At 72.8% G+C, this 18,573-nt stretch carries 15 protein-coding genes and 1 tRNA gene; 7 read left to right on the top strand and 9 right to left on the bottom strand.

Annotated elements, in window-relative coordinates:
* Positions 1–45 precede the first annotated feature (45 nt).
* Positions 46–1,461 (top strand): pyruvate kinase, encoded by a 1,416-nt coding sequence (pyk, locus tag BM414_RS13295; RefSeq protein ID WP_093579904.1) that lies wholly within the window; start codon positions 46–48, stop codon positions 1,459–1,461.
* Positions 1,458–2,333: an acyl-CoA thioesterase gene (locus BM414_RS13290; RefSeq protein WP_245784697.1), complete on the top strand. Its 876-nt coding sequence runs from the start codon at positions 1,458–1,460 to the stop codon at positions 2,331–2,333. Before pyk ends, BM414_RS13290 begins: the two co-directional genes overlap by 4 nt.
* Here the strand turns inward: BM414_RS13290 and BM414_RS13285 are convergent.
* Positions 2,311–3,984 carry an aminotransferase class V-fold PLP-dependent enzyme gene (locus tag BM414_RS13285; RefSeq protein WP_245784696.1) on the bottom strand — a complete coding sequence of 558 codons (1,674 nt, stop codon included), beginning with the start codon at positions 3,982–3,984 and terminating at the stop codon, positions 2,311–2,313. The genes BM414_RS13290 and BM414_RS13285 overlap by 23 nt on opposite strands.
* A 287-nt stretch (positions 3,985–4,271) precedes the next feature.
* Positions 4,272–4,345, bottom strand: a tRNA-Leu gene (locus tag BM414_RS13280).
* A 78-nt stretch (positions 4,346–4,423) separates the two neighbouring features.
* On the opposite strand from BM414_RS13280, the gene BM414_RS13275 reads away from it, so the two are divergent.
* Both BM414_RS13275 and BM414_RS13270 read left to right on the top strand, forming a co-directional pair.
* Positions 4,424–5,026 (top strand): ANTAR domain-containing response regulator, encoded by a 603-nt coding sequence (locus BM414_RS13275; RefSeq protein WP_093579902.1) that lies wholly within the window; start codon positions 4,424–4,426, stop codon positions 5,024–5,026.
* Positions 5,027–5,187: 161 nt separating this feature from the next.
* Positions 5,188–6,528 carry an ABC transporter substrate-binding protein gene (locus BM414_RS13270; protein WP_093579901.1) on the top strand — a complete coding sequence of 447 codons (1,341 nt, stop codon included), beginning with the start codon at positions 5,188–5,190 and terminating at the stop codon, positions 6,526–6,528.
* Between the two features lie 286 nt (positions 6,529–6,814).
* Here the strand turns inward: BM414_RS13270 and BM414_RS13265 are convergent, their stop codons facing one another.
* Genes BM414_RS13265 through BM414_RS13250 form a run of 4 tightly spaced genes read right to left on the bottom strand, consistent with a single transcriptional unit; the run spans position 6,815 to position 10,936 of the window.
* On the bottom strand, positions 6,815–7,672 hold the full coding sequence (locus tag BM414_RS13265; RefSeq protein WP_093579900.1) for an ABC transporter ATP-binding protein: 858 nt from the start codon (positions 7,670–7,672) through the stop codon (positions 6,815–6,817).
* Positions 7,669–8,691 (bottom strand): ABC transporter ATP-binding protein, encoded by a 1,023-nt coding sequence (locus tag BM414_RS13260; protein WP_093579899.1) that lies wholly within the window; start codon positions 8,689–8,691, stop codon positions 7,669–7,671. Before BM414_RS13260 ends, BM414_RS13265 begins: the two co-directional genes overlap by 4 nt.
* Positions 8,681–9,679 (bottom strand): branched-chain amino acid ABC transporter permease, encoded by a 999-nt coding sequence (locus tag BM414_RS13255; protein WP_093579898.1) that lies wholly within the window; start codon positions 9,677–9,679, stop codon positions 8,681–8,683. Before BM414_RS13255 ends, BM414_RS13260 begins: the two co-directional genes overlap by 11 nt.
* A gap of 3 nt (positions 9,680–9,682) precedes the next feature.
* Positions 9,683–10,936: a branched-chain amino acid ABC transporter permease gene (locus BM414_RS13250; RefSeq protein ID WP_217644704.1), complete on the bottom strand. Its 1,254-nt coding sequence runs from the start codon at positions 10,934–10,936 to the stop codon at positions 9,683–9,685.
* Positions 10,937–11,281: 345 nt separating this feature from the next.
* Here BM414_RS13250 and BM414_RS13245 point away from each other — a divergent pair, with 345 nt between their 5' ends.
* Entirely contained in the window at positions 11,282–11,911 is a 630-nt protein-coding gene (locus tag BM414_RS13245) for a GNAT family N-acetyltransferase (RefSeq protein ID WP_175551579.1), read from the top strand.
* An 18-nt stretch (positions 11,912–11,929) separates the two neighbouring features.
* Here the strand turns inward: BM414_RS13245 and BM414_RS13240 are convergent, their stop codons facing one another.
* Positions 11,930–12,334: a PaaI family thioesterase gene (locus BM414_RS13240; RefSeq protein WP_093579896.1), complete on the bottom strand. Its 405-nt coding sequence runs from the start codon at positions 12,332–12,334 to the stop codon at positions 11,930–11,932.
* A gap of 89 nt (positions 12,335–12,423) precedes the next feature.
* Between BM414_RS13240 and polA the strand changes: the two genes are divergently transcribed.
* Positions 12,424–15,162 (top strand): DNA polymerase I, encoded by a 2,739-nt coding sequence (gene polA, locus BM414_RS13235; RefSeq protein ID WP_093579895.1) that lies wholly within the window; start codon positions 12,424–12,426, stop codon positions 15,160–15,162.
* 411 nt (positions 15,163–15,573) lie between these two features.
* Here polA and BM414_RS13230 read toward each other — a convergent pair whose 3' ends face one another.
* On the bottom strand, positions 15,574–16,413 hold the full coding sequence (locus tag BM414_RS13230) for a class I SAM-dependent methyltransferase (protein ID WP_093579894.1): 840 nt from the start codon (positions 16,411–16,413) through the stop codon (positions 15,574–15,576).
* A 213-nt stretch (positions 16,414–16,626) separates the two neighbouring features.
* Between BM414_RS13230 and rpsA the strand changes: the two genes are divergently transcribed.
* On the top strand, positions 16,627–18,090 hold the full coding sequence (gene rpsA / locus BM414_RS13225; protein WP_093579893.1) for a 30S ribosomal protein S1: 1,464 nt from the start codon (positions 16,627–16,629) through the stop codon (positions 18,088–18,090).
* 177 nt (positions 18,091–18,267) lie between these two features.
* Here rpsA and BM414_RS13220 read toward each other — a convergent pair whose 3' ends face one another.
* Complete coding sequence (locus BM414_RS13220; RefSeq protein ID WP_093579892.1) at positions 18,268–18,537, bottom strand: hypothetical protein; 270 nt, start codon at positions 18,535–18,537, stop codon at positions 18,268–18,270.
* Positions 18,538–18,573: the final 36 nt, after the last annotated feature.

Raw genomic sequence — 18,573 nt, 5'->3', positions numbered from 1 at the left:
GGCCCCTGTCCGTGCGGCACCGGGCAGCCCACTAGCGTTTGCGGCATGTCCCGCCGCGCGAAGATCGTCTGCACCCTCGGTCCGGCCACCAGCTCCCTCGAGCAGATCACCGCCCTGGTGGAGTCGGGGATGGACGTCGCCCGGCTCAACTTCAGCCACGGGTCGCACGCCGACCACGAGGCCGCCTACAAGAACGTGCGGCAGGCCTCCGACCGCACCGGTCACGCCGTCGCCGTCCTGGCCGACCTGCAGGGCCCCAAGATCCGGCTCGGCACCTTCTCCGACGGCCCGGTCGCCTGGGCCACCGGCAGCCGGGTCTGCATCACCGTCGACGACGTACCGGGCACCGCCGAGCGGGTCTCCACCACCTACAAGGGCCTGGCCAACGACGCCCGCGTCGGCGACCGGCTGCTGGTCGACGACGGCAAGCTCGCCCTCTCGGTGGTCGCCGTCGACGGCCCGGACGTGTGGTGCCTGGTCGTCGAGGGCGGCGAGGTCTCCAACAACAAGGGCCTGTCGCTGCCCGGCGTCGCCGTCAGCGTCCCGGCGCTGTCGGAGAAGGACGAGGAGGACCTCCGCTTCGCCCTGCACCTGTCGGTCGACTTCATCGCCCTGTCGTTCGTCCGCTCGCCGGCCGACGCCGAGCTGGTGCGCGACATCATGCGGCAGGAGGACGTCTTCGTCCCGGTCATCGCCAAGCTGGAGAAGCCCGAGGCGGTCGCCAACCTCGAGGGCATCGTCGAGGCCTTCGACGGGATCATGGTGGCCCGCGGCGACCTGGGCGTCGAGCTGGCCCTGGAGCAGGTGCCGCTGGTGCAGAAGCGCGCCGTGCAGGCCGCCCGCGAGCGCAACAAGCCGGTCATCGTCGCCACCCAGATGCTCGAGTCAATGATCACCAACTCCCGGCCCACCCGCGCCGAGGCCTCCGACGTCGCCAACGCCGTCCTCGACGGCGCCGACGCGGTGATGCTCTCCGGCGAGACCTCGGTGGGCCGCTACCCGATCGCCGCGGTGCGCACGATGGACCGCATCATCGACGCCGTCGAGAGCGACGACGTGCGCGTGCCCGACCTGGTGCGCCGCTCCCGGTCCCGCTCGGGCGCCATCGTCCGGGCCGCCAAGGACATCGGCGAGGCGCTCGAGGTCAAGGCGCTGTGCACCTTCACGCAGACCGGCGAGACCGCGCGCCGGCTGGCGTCGCTGCACCCCCGCCAGCCGCTGCTGGCCTTCACCGTCGACGGCCGGGTGCGCAGCCTGCTGGCGCTGTCCTGGGGCGTGGAGACCTTCCTCGTGCCCTCGGTGGAGCACACCGACGACATGGTGGAGCAGGTGGACTTCTCGCTGCTGTCGATCGGCCGGCTCCGGGTCGGCGACCGCGTCGTCGTCGTCGCCGGCAGCCCGCCGAACACGGTCGGCTCGACCAACCTGATCCGGGTGCACGAAGTCGGCACGGACTCGTGAGCGGTGGGGAGACCCAGGCCGCCGCGCTGATGGGCGTCCTGGACCTCGAGGAGCGCTCGCCCGGCCTCTTCGTGGGGCAGACGCCGACGACCAGGCTGCAGCGCATCTTCGGCGGCCAGGTCGCCGGGCAGGCGCTCATGGCCGCGGCGCGGACGGTGCCCGGCGGGCGTGGCGTGCACTCGCTGCACTCGTACTTCCTGCGGCCCGGCGACCCGAACGAGGAGCTGCGCTACACCGTCGAGCGGATCCGCGACGGCCGGTCCTTCTCCACCCGCCGGGTCATCGCCTGCCAGCAGCGCCGCGGTGAGGACGTCGCCGTGTTCGCCCTGACGGCGGACTTCCACGCCGGCGAGCCGGCCGTCGTTGCCCACGCCCGCGCGATGCCGGAGGTCCCCGCCCCCGACGAGCTGCTCACCCTGGCCGACCACGCCGCCGGGTACGGCGAGCGGGCCGCGCCGGCGCTGGAGATCAGCCGGGCGGTGGAGCAGCGGCCGCTGTCCGACCCCTTCGCCCCGGAGCCGAAGTCCCCGCCGCGCACCCAGGCGCACGCGTGGTTCCGGGTGGCAGGCCGGCTGCCCGACGACGCCGGGGTGCACGCCGCGGCGCTCACCTTCGTCAGCGACCTGACGCTGCTGTCGGCGGGCCTGGCCCGGGTCGGCGGCGGCTGGGGCGGGCGCTACGTCGGCGCCAGCCTCGACCACGCCATCTGGTTCCACGCGCCGGTCCGCGCCGACGAGTGGTTCCTCTACGAGACCGACAGCCCGGCCGCATCCGAGGGCCGCGCGCTGTGCTTCGGCAGCATCTGGACCGCGGACGGCCGGCACGTGGCCACGGTCGCCCAGGAGGGGCTCATCCGGTCACTGGGGGAGTAGCCGCCACCGGCTCGTCGTCGGCCGGGGCCTCCTCCGGGGCCTCCTCCGCGACCTGCTGCGCCGCCGCCTGTTCTGCCGCCTGCTCCGCCGCCCGCTCCTCGGCGCGGCGCCGCGCGGCCTCCTCCTCGGCCGCCCGGCGCTCGGCCTCCTTGCGCTCGGCCTCCGCCCGCGCCCGCTCGGCGGCCTGCTCGGCGAAGTCGGCCGCCAGCCAGTCGTGGCCCTCGCACAGCAGCGCCCACGCCCGCTCCACGTGCGCCCGCGTCGTGGTGGGCGCGCCGATGGCCACCCGCAGCACCACCGAGCCGCGCACGGCGGTGTGGGTCAGGTAGACCTCGCCGCCGTCGTTGAGCCGCTCCAGCAGGGTCATCGTGGCCACGTCGGCGTCCACGTCGGCCGGCCAGCGCGGCCGCAGGCACACCAGCGACAGGGGATGCGGCGTGGCGACGTCGAAGCGGTCGTCGGCGTCGGCCCACCCGGCCAGTTCCTGCGCCAGCGCGACCCCGGACCGGGCGTGCGCGCGCAGTCCCTCGGCGCCGTACCAGCGCACGACCGCCCAGAGCTTCAGTGCCCGGAAGCGGCGGCCCAGCTCGACCTGCCAGTCGCGGTAGTCGACGACGGTGCCGGCGTCGGTGGCGGCGTTGCGCAGGTACTCGGGGAGGATCGCCAGCGCCCCGGTCAGCGCCGCGCGGTCGGCCACCCAGAACAACGTGGCGTCGAAGCCGGTGAGCAGCCACTTGTGCGCGTCGGTGGTGTAGCTGTCGGCCTCCTCGACGCCGGCCTGCAGCGCCCGCAGCTCCGGGGCGACGGCGCTCACGCCCGCGTAGGCGGCGTCCACGTGCAGCCAGGCGCCGTACCTCCGGCAGATGGCCCCGATCTCGGCGAGGGGGTCGATCGCCGTGGTCGACGTCGTGCCGACCGTGGCGCAGACGAGCACCGGCCGGTACCCGCGCGCGGTGTCGCGCTCGAGGCGGGCGGCCAGCGCGGCAGGACGCATGGCGAGGTCGCCGTCGACCTCCACGATCCGGACGGCGTCGGTGCCGAGGCCGGCGATGCGCACCGCCTTCTCCATCGACGAGTGCGTCTCCGAGGAGACGTAGACCGTGTACTCGTCCGGCAGCACGCCGTGCCGGACGGTGGCCCCGCCGCTGGCGCGGTGCAGGGCCGCCAGCAGCGCGACCAGGTTGGCCCCGGAGCTCGAGTCCTGCACGACCCCGCCGCCGGTGCCGGTGGAGCGGAAGGACGCCGGCAGCCCGAGCAGCTCGGCCAGCCAGTCCATGACGTGCTGCTCGAGCTCGGTGGCCGCCGGGCTGGTCACCCAGGACATGCCCTGGACGCCGAGACCGGCCGAGAGCAGGTCGCCGAGCACCGACGGCCCGGAGGTGTTGGCGGGGAAGTAGGCGAGGAAGCCCGGGTGCTGCCAGTGCGTGACGCCCGGCAGCACGACCCGGTCGAGGTCGGCGAGGACGGCGGAGAAGGGCTCACCCTGCTCGGGCGCCGACGGCGGCAGCGCGGCGCGGACGTCACCGGGGGAGACCCGTGAGCGGACGGGGAAGGACTCGATGCGCGACCAGTAGTCGGCGATCCAGTCGACCACCTCGTGACCGTGCTGCCGGAACTGCTCGGGCGTCATGTGGGGCACGGGCTCGCTCACCCCGACACCGTATGCGGTGCCCGACGGTGGGCAGGACGAGGACGCCGGGACCAGGCCCGCTCCGCGAGGCGGATCGAGGAGTGGGGGCCGGAGGCCTCCGCGACGAGGACCGGGGCGGGCTCAGCGCAGGCGGGACGGCACGTGGCCGCGGTGTCGGCCGGGCCGCCCCGCGAGGCGGATCGAGGAGTGGGGGCGGGAGGCCTCCGCGACGAGGACCGGGGCGGGCTCAGCGCAGGCCGGGACGGCACGTGGCCGCGGTGTCGGCCGGTAGGCCGACGATGTGAGGGTGCCCCCGGTGCGACTCGAACGCACACTGCGCGGGTTTTGAATCCGCTCCCTCTGCCGATTGGGGTACGGGGGCCGGCACCGCGACCGAGGTCACGGCCCGGTCAGCGTAACCGGGCAGCCGCTGCCGCCCGTCGTCGCTAGGCTCCTGCGCGTGAGCAGCGAGCCGACCCGGGTCCTCATCGCCGAGGACGAGGCACTCATCCGCCTCGACCTCAAGGAGATGCTCGAGGAGGAGGGGTACGTCGTCGTCGCCGAGGCGGGCGACGGGCAGACCGCCGTCGACCGTGCGCGCGAGCTGACCCCCGACCTGGTCATCCTCGACATCCAGATGCCGGTCCTCGACGGGCTCGCGGCCGCCGAGCAGATCGCCTCAGCCCGGATCGCCCCGGTCATCGTGCTCACCGCCTTCAGCCAGCGCGAGCTGGTCGAGCGGGCCCGCGACGCCGGCGCCATGGCCTACCTGGTCAAGCCGTTCTCCAAGAACGACCTCGTGCCGGCCATCGAGGTCGCCCGCGCCCGCTTCAGCGAGATGACCGCGCTCGACGGCGAGGTCCGCACGCTCGAGGAGCGCCTCGAGGCCCGCAAGGTCGTGGAGAAGGCCAAGGGCCGGCTCATGGCCGAGCAGGGGATGACCGAGGCCGAGGCGTTCCGGTGGATCCAGCGCACGGCCATGAACGAGCGGACGTCGATGAGGTCCCTGGCCGAGCGGATCCTGACCACGGACCCGACCACGGCGGAGGGTGCACCCTCCTGAGTGAGCCGTGACAGGCCCGTAACAGAGCAGGTCACGACCTCGTCACGGTCTCTCCGCACCCGCTTCCACTCCCCAGTACAGCAGTTAGGTTCTGCGGACTGACGGGGCCCCGGCACGCCCGGGGCCCGCCGGACCGACGTACGACAACTGGGAGTTGCTGGATGCGCACGCGTACCTACGCCCGCAGCATCGCCGTCACGTCCGCCGCCCTCGTCGCCCTCTCCGCCTGCGGTGGCGGGGACGACGGCGGCGGCGGCTCGGGCGGCGAGGCCGCCGAGGGCAGCGGTGAGAAGCAGGTCAACATCTACGGCACCGACGGCAACATGGGGTCCACCCTCGGGGAGGACTTCGAGGAGGAGGGTGCCCTCGCCGGGATGAGCGGCACGCTGCCCCTGACCGAGCTGTCCGGTGACTTCACCGACCGGCTCCTGCAGGTCGACCCCGACCTGGGCAACACCTTCAACTACGCCGGCGAGACCTACGACGCCATCGTCATCACGGCGCTGGCGGCGCAGCTGGCCGGCACCAACGACGCCAACGTATTCAAGGCCTACGTCAACGGCACCACCACCGGTGGCGAGAAGTGCGACACCTACCAGGCCTGCATCGAGATCGTCAACGCCGGGGGCAACCCCGACTACGACGGCATCAGCGGCCCGCTGGCCTTCGTCGACGCCGGTGAGCCGGCGGCGGCGAGCTTCGGCATCCAGACGTTCGGCGACGACAACACCATCGACGACTCGCAAACCGAGTTCGTCCTCGCCGGCGACGAGGCCAACGCCACCACCGACGAGGGCCCGCCCCCCGCGCCCCCCGGCACCACCGGTGAGCAGCTGGTCATGGGCACCCTGCTGCCGCTGACCGGTGACCTCGCCTTCCTCGGCCCTCCGGAGGTCGCCGGCGCCAAGCTGGCCGTCCAGGAGATCAATGCCGCCGGTGGTGTCCTGGGCCAGGACGTCCGCCTCGAGGAGGGTGACTCGGGCGATGCCACGACCGACACCGCCACGCAGACCGTCGACCGCCTCCTGCAGGCCGGCGTGAACGCGATCGTCGGTGCGGCGTCCTCGACCGTCAGCCTCAACGTGATCGACCGGATCACCGCGGCCGGAGTCATGCAGATCAGCCCGGCCAACACGTCGGACCAGTTCACGACGTACAACGACAACGGTCTGTACTTCCGCACCGCGCCGCCGGACGTCCTGCAGGCCCGCGCCCTGGCCGACCTGCTCGCCGAGGACGGCAACAACACGATCGGAATCCTGGCCCGCAACGACTCCTACGGGAACGGCCTCGCGGAGAACACCCGCGAGAACCTCCTCGCCGGCGGTCTGAGCGAGGACCAGGTCGTGAACGTCATCTACGACCCCAACGCGGCGAACTTCGACGCCGAGGTCCAGCAGATGGTGGAGCTCAACCCCGACGGCATCGTCGTCATCGGGTTCAACGAGTCCTCCCGGATCATCGAGGGTCTCAACGAGAACGGCATCGGCCCGCAGCGCTGATCCGGCTCGTCCCGGGCAGCGGCCCGGCACCCCACCCGGGGTGCCGGGCCGCTGTCGTCTGCCGACGCCCGAGGGCACCGGCCGCTCCTGCGGCGTCCGGGTCGCTCCTGCGGTGCCGCAACGCCGCACGAGCACCTGCCAGACCGCAGGAGCCGGGCCGCCTGCCCACGGGGGACGGGTGACGCGGGGACCGGGAGCGCTGCTACGCCGTGAGGGGACGCCCCCGGAACGACTGAGGCCGGCGCCCCCGTGGGGACGCCGGCCTCCGCCGGTCGCGCTCAGGTGATCACTGGGCCTTGGCGAGGGTCCCCAGGTACAGCTCGATGACCTTCGGGTCGGTCATGAGCGACCGGCCGGTGTCGGTGTAGGCGTTGCGGCCCTGGTCGAGCACGTAGCCGCGGTCGCAGATCTGCAGGCAGCGCCGCGCGTTCTGCTCGACCATGATGATCGAGACGCCGGTGGCGTTGATCCGCCGGCAGCGGATGAACACCTCGTCCTGGTACGCGGGGGACAGGCCCGCCGACGGCTCGTCCAGCAGCAGCACCGACGGGTCCATCATCAGCGCGCGGCCCATGGCGACCATCTGCCGCTCGCCGCCCGAGAGCGACCCGGCCTTGCCCTTGCGCCGCTCCCCGAGCAGGGGGAACAGGTCGATGACGTAGTCGAAGCGCTCCTTGAAGGTCTTCGACCGCAGGTAGACGCCCATCTGCATGTTCTCCTCGATGGTCAGCGAGGGGAACACGTTGTTGTTCTGCGGGACGTACCCGACGCCGAGCGACACCAGACGGTGTGCCGGCGCCGAGGTGATCTCCTCGCCACGCAGCGACACCCGTCCCGAGCGGACCGGGATCAGCCCGAAGAGGGTCTTCAGCAGCGTCGACTTGCCGGCCCCGTTCGGGCCGATGATGCCGACGAGCTCGCCCTCCTGCAGGTAGAAGTCGCAGCCGCGCAGGATGTTGACGCCGGGCACGTAGCCGGCGACGAGGTCGTCGGCGCGCACCAGGGCGCCCTCCGCGAGGCGGAGGTGCTCCTCGCGGGTGGCGGCCTTCTCCGCGGGGGAGAGCTCGGTGCTCCCGGCCGCGGCCTCGTCGGCGCGGGTGACGTCCTCGCCGGACTCGTCGACCTCGAACAGCGGGTCGCTCATCGCTCGGTCCTCCCGGTCGTGCCGTCGGTCCCCAGCACCTCGCCGCCGCCGTGCTCCTCCTGCGCGATCGCGGCCTCCGCCTGGGCGAGGACCCGGTCCTCCTCCTCGACGGTGAGCGGCGCGTCGTGGTGCGCCCCGAGATAGGCGTCGACGACGGCCTGGTTCTGGCTGATCGACTCCGGCGGGCCCTCCGCGATCACGCGGCCGGCGGCCATGACGACGACCCAGTCGCTGATGTCCCGGACGACGTCCATGTCGTGCTCGACGAAGATCACCGTCATGCCCTCCTCGCGGAGGTCCTTGACGTGGCCGAGCAGGCTCTGCGTCAGCGCGGGGTTCACCCCGGCCATCGGCTCGTCGAGCATGACGACCTTCGGGTCGCTCATCAGCGCACGGGCCATCTCGAGCAGTTTGCGCTGACCGCCCGACAGGGTGCCGGCGAACTCGTCCTTCTTGGCGTCGAGCTTGAACCGCCGCAACAGGTCCATCGCCTTGGCGGTGTTGGCCTTCTCCTGCGACCGCCAGATGCCGGGGACCAGGGCGCGCAGGAAGCTCTCCCCACGCTGGCCCTGGGCGCCCAGCAGCATGTTCTCCAGCACGGTCAGCCGCGACAGCGCCTTGGTCAGCTGGAAGGTGCGGACGACGCCGAGCCGGGCCACCCGGTGCGGCGCGAGCTTGCCCAGCGACTTGCCGTCGAAGGCCCACGTGCCGGTGTTGGGCTGGTCGAAGCCGGTGAGCAGGTTGAACAGCGTCGTCTTGCCGGCACCGTTGGGACCGATCAGGCCGGTGATGCCGCCGCGCTGGACCTCCAGGTGGTCGACCGACACCGCGGTCAGGCCGCCGAAGGTGCGCGTGACGTTCTCGACGACGATCGCCGGGTCGGGCTTGGCGACGCCGACCTCCCACGGGATGTCGCGCAGCGCGGCCTGGGCCAGCCGCTGGGGGGCGCGGCCGGCGGGGGCGGCGCCCTTGTGCAGCGAGGCCGCCGTCGCGCCGGTGGGCGTGTTCTCAGCGGGCATCGAGCATCACCTCTCGTCGGTCACCGAAGATGCCCTGCGGACGGAAGACCAGCAGCAGCATCAGGCCCAGGCCCACGAGCACGAACCGGATCTGTGCCACGTCGGTGGCCGACAGCAGTCCCTCCGGGATGACGCCGTTGTTGATCAGTGCCCGCAGGCCGGTGTCGGCGAACTGGATCACGAACAGCAGGATGATCGCGCCCACCACCGGCCCGAGCACCCGCGCGGCGCCGCCCAGGATGAGCACGGCGTAGGCCAGGAAGGTGTTCGCGTTCTGGAACTGGTCGGGGTTCGCGGCGCCGGTACCGATGACGTACACCATGCCACCGAGACCGCCGATCACGCCTCCGAGCACGAGCGACTGCATCTTGTAGAGGTAGACGTTCTTGCCCAGCGCGCGCACGGCGTCCTCGTCCTCGCGGATCGCCTTGAGCACGCGGCCCCACGGGCTGCGCATGAGCAGCCACACGAGCAGGCAGAGCAGGGCGACGAGCAGCCAGCCGACCAGGGCCACCCAGAGCTCACCGCCGCTCCAGCGGGTGCCGAGGACGGAGTAGCGCTGACCGGTGTCCCACGGCGCCAGGGAGACGAAGTCGCCGTTGAACGCCGAGAGGCCACGCGTGCCGCCGGTGACCTCGCTCGCCGAGACCGACCGGAACAGCAGCCGTAGTCCCTCGGCCGTGGCGATGGTCGCGATCGCCAGGTAGTCCGCGCGCAGCCGCAGGGTCGGAAGACCGAGCAGCAGCGCGAGGACGACGGTCGCCACGATGCCGACGAGGACGCCGACCCAGAAGTTGAGCCCCCACTGGGACACGGAGATGGCGATGCCGAACCCGCCGAGCATGGCGAAGGCGATCTGGCCGAAGTTGAGCAGGCCGGTGTAACCGAAGTGCACGTTGAGGCCGATGGCCAGCAGCGCGAAGAAGACGGCCTGGAAGCCGAGCGCCGACTTGCCGGCGACGGCGAAGGCGTTGAGGAGGTCGCCCATGGGTCAGCCGATCCGTGCGCGGCTGCCCAGGATCCCCTGGGGCCGGATGACGAGGATGACGATGAGGAGCAGCAGCCCGCCGACGTACTTGACGTCGTTGGGGATCACCAGCGTCGACATCTGGACGAAGACACCGACGATGACGCTGCCCACCAGGGCGCCGTAGGCCGTGCCGAGCCCGCCGAGCGTGACGCCGGCGAACATGAGCAGCAGCAGCTGGAAGCCCATGTCCCAGCGGACCTGGTCCGACAGCCCCAGCAGGACCCCGCCGAGCGCCGCGAGGGCACCGCCCATCATCCAGACGACGAGGATGACCCGGTTGACGTTGATGCCCGACGACGCGGCCAGGTCGCGGTTGTCCGCCACCGCCCGCATCGCCTTGCCGATCTTGGTGCGCTGGAGCATCACCGCGACGAGCACCAGCACGACGACCGAGATGACGATCGAGACCAGCGACTGGTTGGTCAGCCGGAACAGGCCGTAGTCGACCGCCCGCGAGGTGCCCAGCCCCTGGTAGGGGTTGGAGCCACCGCCGTAGAGGATCTGGATCAGGTAGCGCAGCAGCAGCGACAGGCCGATCGAGACGACGAGCGCGGCGACCAGCCCGGTGCCCCGGCGGCGCAGCGGCCGCCACAGGCCGAGTTCGTTGAGCGCGCCGAAGGCCGCGCCCCCGATCATCGCGATGATCGCCGCGGGCAGGAGCGGGACGCCCAGCCCGGTGTTGACCCACCAGGCGAACAGGGCGCCGATGGTGACCAGCTCGCCGTGGGCGAAGTTGGTCAGGCCGGTGGTGCCGAAGATCAGCGACAGGCCGACCGCGGAGATCGCGATGAGCAGGCCGAAGCGCAGCCCGTCGACCAGCAGCTGGATGGCCTGGATGTTGCCGCTGCCCGAGCCCTGGCTGCCGTCGTTGAGGCCGAACTGCACCGGCTGGCGCCGTCCGGCGTCGACCGTGACCGTCCGGCTGTCCTCGCCGGTGATGACGACTCCCTCGGGGAGGGAGTCGGCGTCGATGCTGACGGTGTACTGGCCGGCGCCGGGGACCTCGACGGCGAACTTGCCCTCCTCGTCGGTCTCCACGCTGTCGACCTCGTCGCCGTCGGCGGTGGCGACCGTCACCTCGATGCCCTCGATCGGGCCGCTGCGGCTGGTCTGCAGCGTGCCGACGATCGTCTCTCCCTCGGCACTCGCGATGCCGGGGACGAGCAGGGCCAGACCGGTGGCGGCCACGAGCAGCAGCAGGAGCCGCAGCAGCACCCCGCGGACGACTCCACCGGGGCCGGGGCGGATCGCGCTCCGGTGTGGCCCGGGTCGCCCCGTTGTGGCTGACGGGTGCCTCACACAACCTCCCTGGTCGTGGCGGTGCTGGGACTGGCGGTGCCGATCGTCAGGCTCGTCCAGATCGGCGTCGCGCGGGCAGTGGGGCGTGACGGTAACCCAGGCGTGTTGCGTCCCCGCTCCCTCGTCGCCTCACTGTGACCGAAGAGCGACGCGCCGACGTCCCTGTCGCGGTGATCACTCCCGTCCCAGGACCGGCGCGTCGGCGTGGCGGCCGGGGGTGCGGGGGTGCACGCTCGGCGGCACCGTCCAGGGAGGGTTCCCGTGTCAGGTACCGGCCAGCGGTCCCGCGTCGTCACGCGCACGGCGCGGCCAGACGACCTGCCCGCCGTCCTCGCGCTGGTGCGCCAGCACCGCGCCGAGGCCCACGCGGAGGGCGTCCTCACGGGTCAGACACCGGGGGCGGCCGCGGCCGCCGGGTTCCGCCGGCTGCTGGCCGATCCCGCGCACCGGGTCGTGCTCGCCGTGCTGCCCGGGGCCAACGCGGCGACGGCGTCCAGTGCGGGGGAGGTCGTCGTCGGCCTCGCGGTCCTGGGGCTGGACCCGCTCTCGGCGGTGCTCGGCGTCCCGCAGGTCACCGTCGACAACCTCGTCGTGCACCGCGAGCACCGCCGTCGCGGCGCCGGCGCCGCGCTGCTCGCGGCCTCGGCCGCCCACGCGGCGGAGGTCGGCGCCGAGCACGTCGTCGCCGCGGTCGGCGGGCACGAGGCCGAGCGGCAGCGCTTCTTCGCGCGGATGGGGTTCGCGCCGCTCACCACCCGCCGGATCGTGCCGCGCGAGACGCTGGCCCGGTCGCTGGCCGCCTGGCAGCGCGGCGGCGTCCCGGTGCCCCGCCGGGCACTCCCGAGGCGGCGCCCGGTGCCGCGGGTGCTGCCCGTGGTCGCGGAGGCCTAGGGGAGGCGCAGGGGAGACTCAGGCCGGGAGGATCGCGCAGGTCAGCCGCGCGGTGGCCGTCGTCCGGCCCCGGTCGTCGGTGACCTCGATGAGGAACGTCGACAGCGTGCGGCCGGTGCGCGCCGGCGTGCAGACGGCGGTGACCGTGCCCTTCGTGGCCGCCCGCAGGTAGCTGGCGTTGAGCTCCACGCCCACGGCCTTCCTGCCCGGCCCGGCGTTGAGCATCGCCGCCCAGGAGCCGATCGTCTCGACCAGCGAGCACGTGGCGCCGCCGTGCAGGAGCCCGAAGGGCTGCTGGTTGCCCTCCACCGGCATGGTCGCCACCATCCGCGCCGGGTCGTAGTCGACGATCGTGATGCCGAGCTTGTCGTCGAGCGGGCTGCTCGCGCTCGGGGGCAGCCAGTCCGGGGGAGCGGAGGTCACGCCCGGCACGGTAGTCGGCCCCGGTGCAGGGTCCCGGCCCGAGCTCGCGAGGGCCGGGGGGCACCGGGGTCCTTCTAGGATCGGCGGCGATGTCCGCTCCGGTCACCACCCCAGCGTCCGCCGCCCCCACGACCCCGGGGACGCGGCCACGGCTGCTGTTGCTCGACGGGCACTCCCTGGCCTACCGGGCCTTCTTCGCGCTGCCGGTGGAGAGCTTCTCCACCACGACGGGCCAGCCGACGAACGCCGTCTACGGCTTCACGTCGATGCTGATCAACGTGCTGCGCGACGAGCAGCCCACCCACCTCGCGGTGGCCTTCGACGTCGGCCGGCAGACCTTCCGCAGCGAGATCTACGCCGAGTACAAGGCCAACCGCAGCGAGAGCCCGACCGACTTCCGCGGGCAGGTCAGCCTCATCCAGGAGGTGCTCGCCGCCCTGCACATCCCGGTGATCACCGCGCCGGGCTTCGAGGCCGACGACGTCATCGCCACGCTCACCGTGCAGGCCGTCGAGCAGGACATGGACGTGCTGATCTGCACCGGCGACCGCGACGCGCTGCAGCTGGTCGGCGAGCACGTGACCGTGCTCTACCCGCGCAAGGGCGTCTCCGACCTGACCCGGTTCACGCCGGAGGAGGTCGAGGCCAAGTACGGCCTCACGCCGCGGCAGTACCCCGACTTCGCCGCCCTGCGGGGGGACCCGAGCGACAACCTGCCGAGCATCCCGAGCGTGGGGGAGAAGACCGCGGCCAAGTGGGTCCGCGAGTACGGCTCCCTCGACGAGCTGGTCGACCGGGTGGACACGGTCAAGGGCAAGGTGGGGGAGAAGCTGCGCGAGCACCTGTCCTCGGTGCTGCAGAACCGGCGGCTCACCGAGCTCGACCGGTCCGTGGCGCTCGAGCTGGGCCCCCAGGACCTCGCCGTCCGCGCGTGGGACCGCAACGAGGTGCACACCCTCTTCGACAACCTGCAGTTCCGCGTGCTGCGCGACCGGTTGTTCGCCACGCTGACCAGCGCCGAGCCCGAGGTCGAGGGCGGCTTCGACGTCACCGCCGACGACGTCCCCGCCGGCGGGCTGTCGGCATGGCTCGAGGAGCACGCCCGCACCGGGCGGACCGGCGTGGTCTTCCGCGGCACCTGGGGGCGGGGCGCCGGTGAGCTGACCGGCCTGGCGCTGGCCGCCGCCGACGACCACTCCGTCTTCGTCGACCTCGGCCCCGACCTCGACGTCGCCGACGAGCAGGCACTGGCCGCCTGGCTCGCCGACCCGGGTACCGACAAGGTCGCCCACGACGTCAAGGGCCCGCTGCTGGCGGTCTGGGCGCGCGGCTGGGACCTGCAGGGGCTGGTCAGCGACACCGCGCTGGCGGCCTACCTGGCGACGCCGGGGCAGCGCTCCTTCGACCTCGGCGACCTCTCGGTGCGCTACCTCAAGCGCGAGCTCAAGGACACCGCCGAGCCCGAGGGCCAGATGACCCTCGACGGGCTGGGACCGAGCGAGGCCGATCTGGTCGCCGAGGCCGCCCACGCCGACGTCCTCAAGGCCGTCGCGGTCAACGACCTCTCCGACGCCCTCGAGCAGGTGCTCGGCCAGCGCGGCGGCGACCACCTGCTCGGCGAGATCGAGCTGCCGCTGACGCGCGTGCTCGCCGGCATGGAACGGACCGGCATCGCCGTCGACACCGACCTCCTGCACGAGCTGCAGCGCGAGTTCGCCGAGGGGGTGGCCGCCGCGGCCGCCGAGGCCTTCGCCGTGATCGGCAAGGAGATCAACCTCGGCTCGCCCAAGCAGCTGCAGGCGGTCCTGTTCGACGAGCTCGGCCTGCCGAAGACCAAGAAGATCAAGAGCGGGTACACCACCGACGCCGACGCGCTCACCGGCCTGCTGGCCTCGACCGGGCACCCGTTCCTCGAGCACCTTCTGCGCCACCGCGACGTCACCCGGCTGCGCACGGTCATCGACGGGCTGATCCCCATGGTCGACGACGCCGGGCGCATCCACACGACGTTCCAGCAGACGATCGCCGCGACCGGCCGGCTGTCCTCGATCGACCCGAACCTACAGAACATCCCGATCCGCAGCGCCGAGGGCCGCCGCATCCGGCAGGCGTTCGTCGTCGGGCCGGGCTTCGAGTCGCTGATGACGGCGGACTACAGCCAGATCGAGATGCGGATCATGGCGCACCTGTCCGAGGACGCCGGACTCATCGAGGCCTTCACCTCCGGCGAGGACCTGCACTCCTTCGTCGCCTCGCGGGCCTACGACATCCCCATCGAGCAGGTCGACCCGGAGATGCGCCGCCGGATCAAGGCGATGAGCTACGGCCTGGCCTACGGCCTGTCCGCGTACGGCCTCGCGGCGCAGCTGCGCATCTCCACCGAGGAGGCGCGCGAGCAGATGCACGCCTACTTCGAGCGCTTCGGCGGGATCCGTGAGTACCTCGACGGCGTCGTCGAGGACGCGCGCCAGACCGGCTACACCGAGACGACGCTGGGCCGCCGCCGCTACCTGCCCGACCTGACCAGCGACAACGGGCAGCGGCGGCAGATGGCGGAGCGGATGGCGCTCAACGCCCCGATCCAGGGCTCCGCGGCCGACGTCATCAAGGTCGCCATGCTCGGCGTCGAGCGGGCCATCACGGCCGAGGGGCTGCGTTCCCGCATGCTGCTGCAGGTGCACGACGAGCTCGTGCTCGAGGTGGCGCCGGGGGAGCGGGAGGCGCTGGAGACCGTCGTCCGCCGCGAGATGGCCGGCGCCGCCCAGCTGTCGGTGCCGCTCGAGGTCTCGGTCGGTCTGGGCGCCAGCTGGGACGCCGCGGCCCACTGAGCGGCGGATCCGAGGCCGACCTGGACGTCGACTCCAGGTCGAGGGTTCTCGGGCACCCACTGACCTCGACTGGGGGGGCGTCGCTGCTCGGCCAGGCCGCTGAACGGCGACTCCCCGCGGCCGTCAGGGTCGCCGGGCATCGCCACCGGGAGGAGGGCACCCGCCACCGGGGGCGAGCCAGGTAGGACCGCGAGCGCGGGCTCTTCCGTCTGCCGACCTCGTCGGAGTCGGTGCGGAGGTGTCCGCCGTGAGCCTCACGGCTGCTCCGACCACGTCGAACAGGCGGACCTCGGGCGCACCCAGTGGGTACCCCGCGCTCCCGTGCCTCACGAACGTGGCATCGACGGACTGCTCTCCCGTCGTCCTGCCGCCACCGTGCCGCAGCAGGCGTGGTCGCCGCAGCCGCGAGGGTCAGGGTCGGTGGGCGACCAGGATCATCGTCCCGGGGACCAGGGCACCGCGGGCCGGCGACCACTGGCCCCACTCCTGCGTCCGGCCCGGCGTCCACTCCGGCTCGACCAGGTCGTCGAGGACCAGGCCCGCGCCGACGACGGCGCGCACCCAGTCGCCGACCGTGCGGTGGTGCTCGACGTAGACCGTCCGCCCCCCGCCGTCGGTCTCCACGTACGGCCGCCGGTCGAAGTAGGACGAGACGACGCGCAGGTCGTCGGGATCGGGGGAGTCCGGCAGCGGCCAGCGGAACGGGTGGTTGACCGACGCGGCGAACCGCCCGCCGGGGCGCAGCACCCGCGCCACCTCGGCCAGCGCCCCCTCGACGTCGGCCACGAACGGCAGCCCGCCGAACGCCGAGCAGACGACGTCGACGGACGCCCCGGCCAGCGGGAGTGCGCCGACGTCGGCCTGCAGCATCGGCACCCCGACACCGGTGGACCGGTTGAGCTCCGCGGCGCGGGCGAGCATCCCGCCGGAGAGGTCCAGCGCCACGACGTCGGCACCGGCCCGGCGCAGCCACCGCGAGCACGGCGCCGACCCGCAGCCGACCTCGAGCACCCGCCGCCCGGCGACGTCGCCCAGCAGGTGGGCGTCGGCCTCGCGCAGACCCTCGGGGCACCAGAGGAAGTCGACGTCGCCCAGGTCCTCGCCGTGCTCGGTGAGGTAGGCCGGCGCGGCGGCGTCCCACCAGCCCCGGTTGGCGCGGACCGACTCCGCGGATCCGGCCGGCCGGCGCTCGACCCCGCCGGCGGCGGGATAGCCGTCGGGACCAAGGGGGAGCGCGGGCGGCGGGACCATGACACGCCGATCGTGACACGCCGCAGGGGCCCTGCAGAGACCGCCCACCCAGGTGGACCCGCGTGCGCCCGCGTCCGTACCATGAGGGTGCGCCAGAGGTCTGTCAGTGCTGTCCCGCCAGGGATCGGCCCGCGCCGGCTCTCCCCGCTCCCGCGGTCACCCGGCCGCGGTACCCCCGTCCCTACGCACCCCCCGTCCGGAGCACTCGACCACATGACCTCCACTCAGGTCCGTCCCGACAGCACCCCCCAGATCGCGGTGAACGACATCGGCACCGCCGAGGACTTCCTCGCCGCGATCGACCAGACGATCAAGTACTTCAACGACGGCGACATCGTCGAAGGCGTCATCGTCAAGGTCGACCGGGACGAGGTGCTGCTGGACATCGGCTACAAGACCGAGGGCGTCATCCCCTCGCGTGAGCTGTCCATCAAGCACGACGTCGACCCCAACGAGGTCGTCAAGGTCGGCGACGAGGTGGAAGCCCTCGTCCTCCAGAAGGAGGACAAGGAGGGCCGGCTGATCCTGTCCAAGAAGCGCGCCCAGTACGAGCGCGCCTGGGGCACGATCGAGGCCAAGAAGGAAGCCGACGAGGTCGTCACCGGCACCGTCATCGAGGTCGTCAAGGGCGGCCTCATCCTCGACATCGGCCTGCGCGGGTTCCTCCCCGCCTCGCTGGTCGAGATGCGCCGCGTCCGAGACCTGCAGCCCTACGTGGGCCGCGAGCTCGAGGCGAAGATCATCGAGCTCGACAAGAACCGCAACAACGTCGTCCTCTCCCGCCGGCAGTGGCTGGAGCAGACGCAGTCCGAGGTCCGCAGCGAGTTCCTCAACAAGCTCGCCCGTGGCCAGGTGCGCACCGGCGTCGTCTCCTCGATCGTCAACTTCGGCGCGTTCGTCGACCTGGGTGGCGTGGACGGCCTCGTGCACGTCTCCGAGCTGTCCTGGAAGCACATCGACCACCCGTCCGAGGTCGTCGAGGTGGGCCAGGAGGTCACCGTCGAGGTCCTCGACGTCGACCTCGACCGCGAGCGGGTCTCCCTGTCGCTGAAGGCGACGCAGGAGGACCCGTGGCGCCAGTTCGCCCGCACCCACCAGATCGGCCAGGTCGTGCCGGGCAAGGTCACCAAGCTGGTGCCCTTCGGTGCGTTCGTCCGGGTCGACGAGGGCATCGAGGGCCTGGTCCACATCTCCGAGCTGGCCGAGCGCCACGTGGAGATCCCCGAGCAGGTCGTGCAGGTCGGCGACGAGATCCTCGTCAAGGTCATCGACATCGACCTCGACCGGCGCCGCATCTCGCTGTCGCTCAAGCAGGCCAACGAGGGCGTCGTCGGCGACGAGGAGCAGTTCGACCCCGCCGCCTACGGAATGTCCGCGTCCTACGACGACCAGGGCAACTACATCTACCCCGAGGGCTTCGACCCCGAGACCGGGGAGTGGCTCGAGGGCTACGACGAGGCCCGCGAGACCTGGGAGCGGCAGTACGCCGAGGCCCAGGCCCGCTTCGAGGCGCACCGCAAGCAGATCGCCGCGGCCCGCGAGGCCGATGCCGAGGCTGCTGCCGGGGGCAACTACACCTCCGGTGCCGAGGCCGGCCCGGAGGCCGCCACGGGCGGCACGCTGGCCAGCGACGAGGCGCTCGCCGCGCTGCGGGCCAAGCTCGCCGGCGGGGAGTGACCCGCTGACCGTCGGCTGACGGTCAGATCGACGACAGAGGCCCAGGACCCGCGAGGTCCTGGGCCTCTGTCGTGCGCGTACCTCGCCAGGAGGCGCAGGGGAGGGGGGTGCCCGCCCGCCGTCCCCGTCCGGGCGGGCACCCGGTCTCGCGGGCCCCGTCGTGCGGGGCCCGGGCTGCTAGAGGCTGAGGATGATCGCGAACGCCGAGCGCGGGCGGCCGCCGGCGGCGGCGAGCGCCTGCCAGGTGTGCCGGCCGGCCGGTGCGGCGTCGAGCAGCCAGCGCAGGAAGGTGGTGCGGCGCGACGGCGTGGCGGGCCGCACCGCGAGACGCTCCCGAACGGCAGGCAGGTCGGCCACCCGGATGCCCCCGGCGCGCTCCGCCCGGTGCCGTCCCGGGGTGCGGGGACCGGCGGGGACCGTCGCGACGGCGGTACGGGACTGCGACATCGGAGTGCCTGCCTCTCTCGGCTGCGTCCCCCTCCA

Origin of the sequence: Geodermatophilus amargosae (assembly GCF_900116515.1) — a bacterium.
Lineage (GTDB): Bacteria > Actinomycetota > Actinomycetes > Mycobacteriales > Geodermatophilaceae > Geodermatophilus > Geodermatophilus amargosae.
The sequence above is the reverse complement of the archived record's forward strand: the minus strand, read 5'-3'. Positions and strand labels throughout refer to the sequence as shown.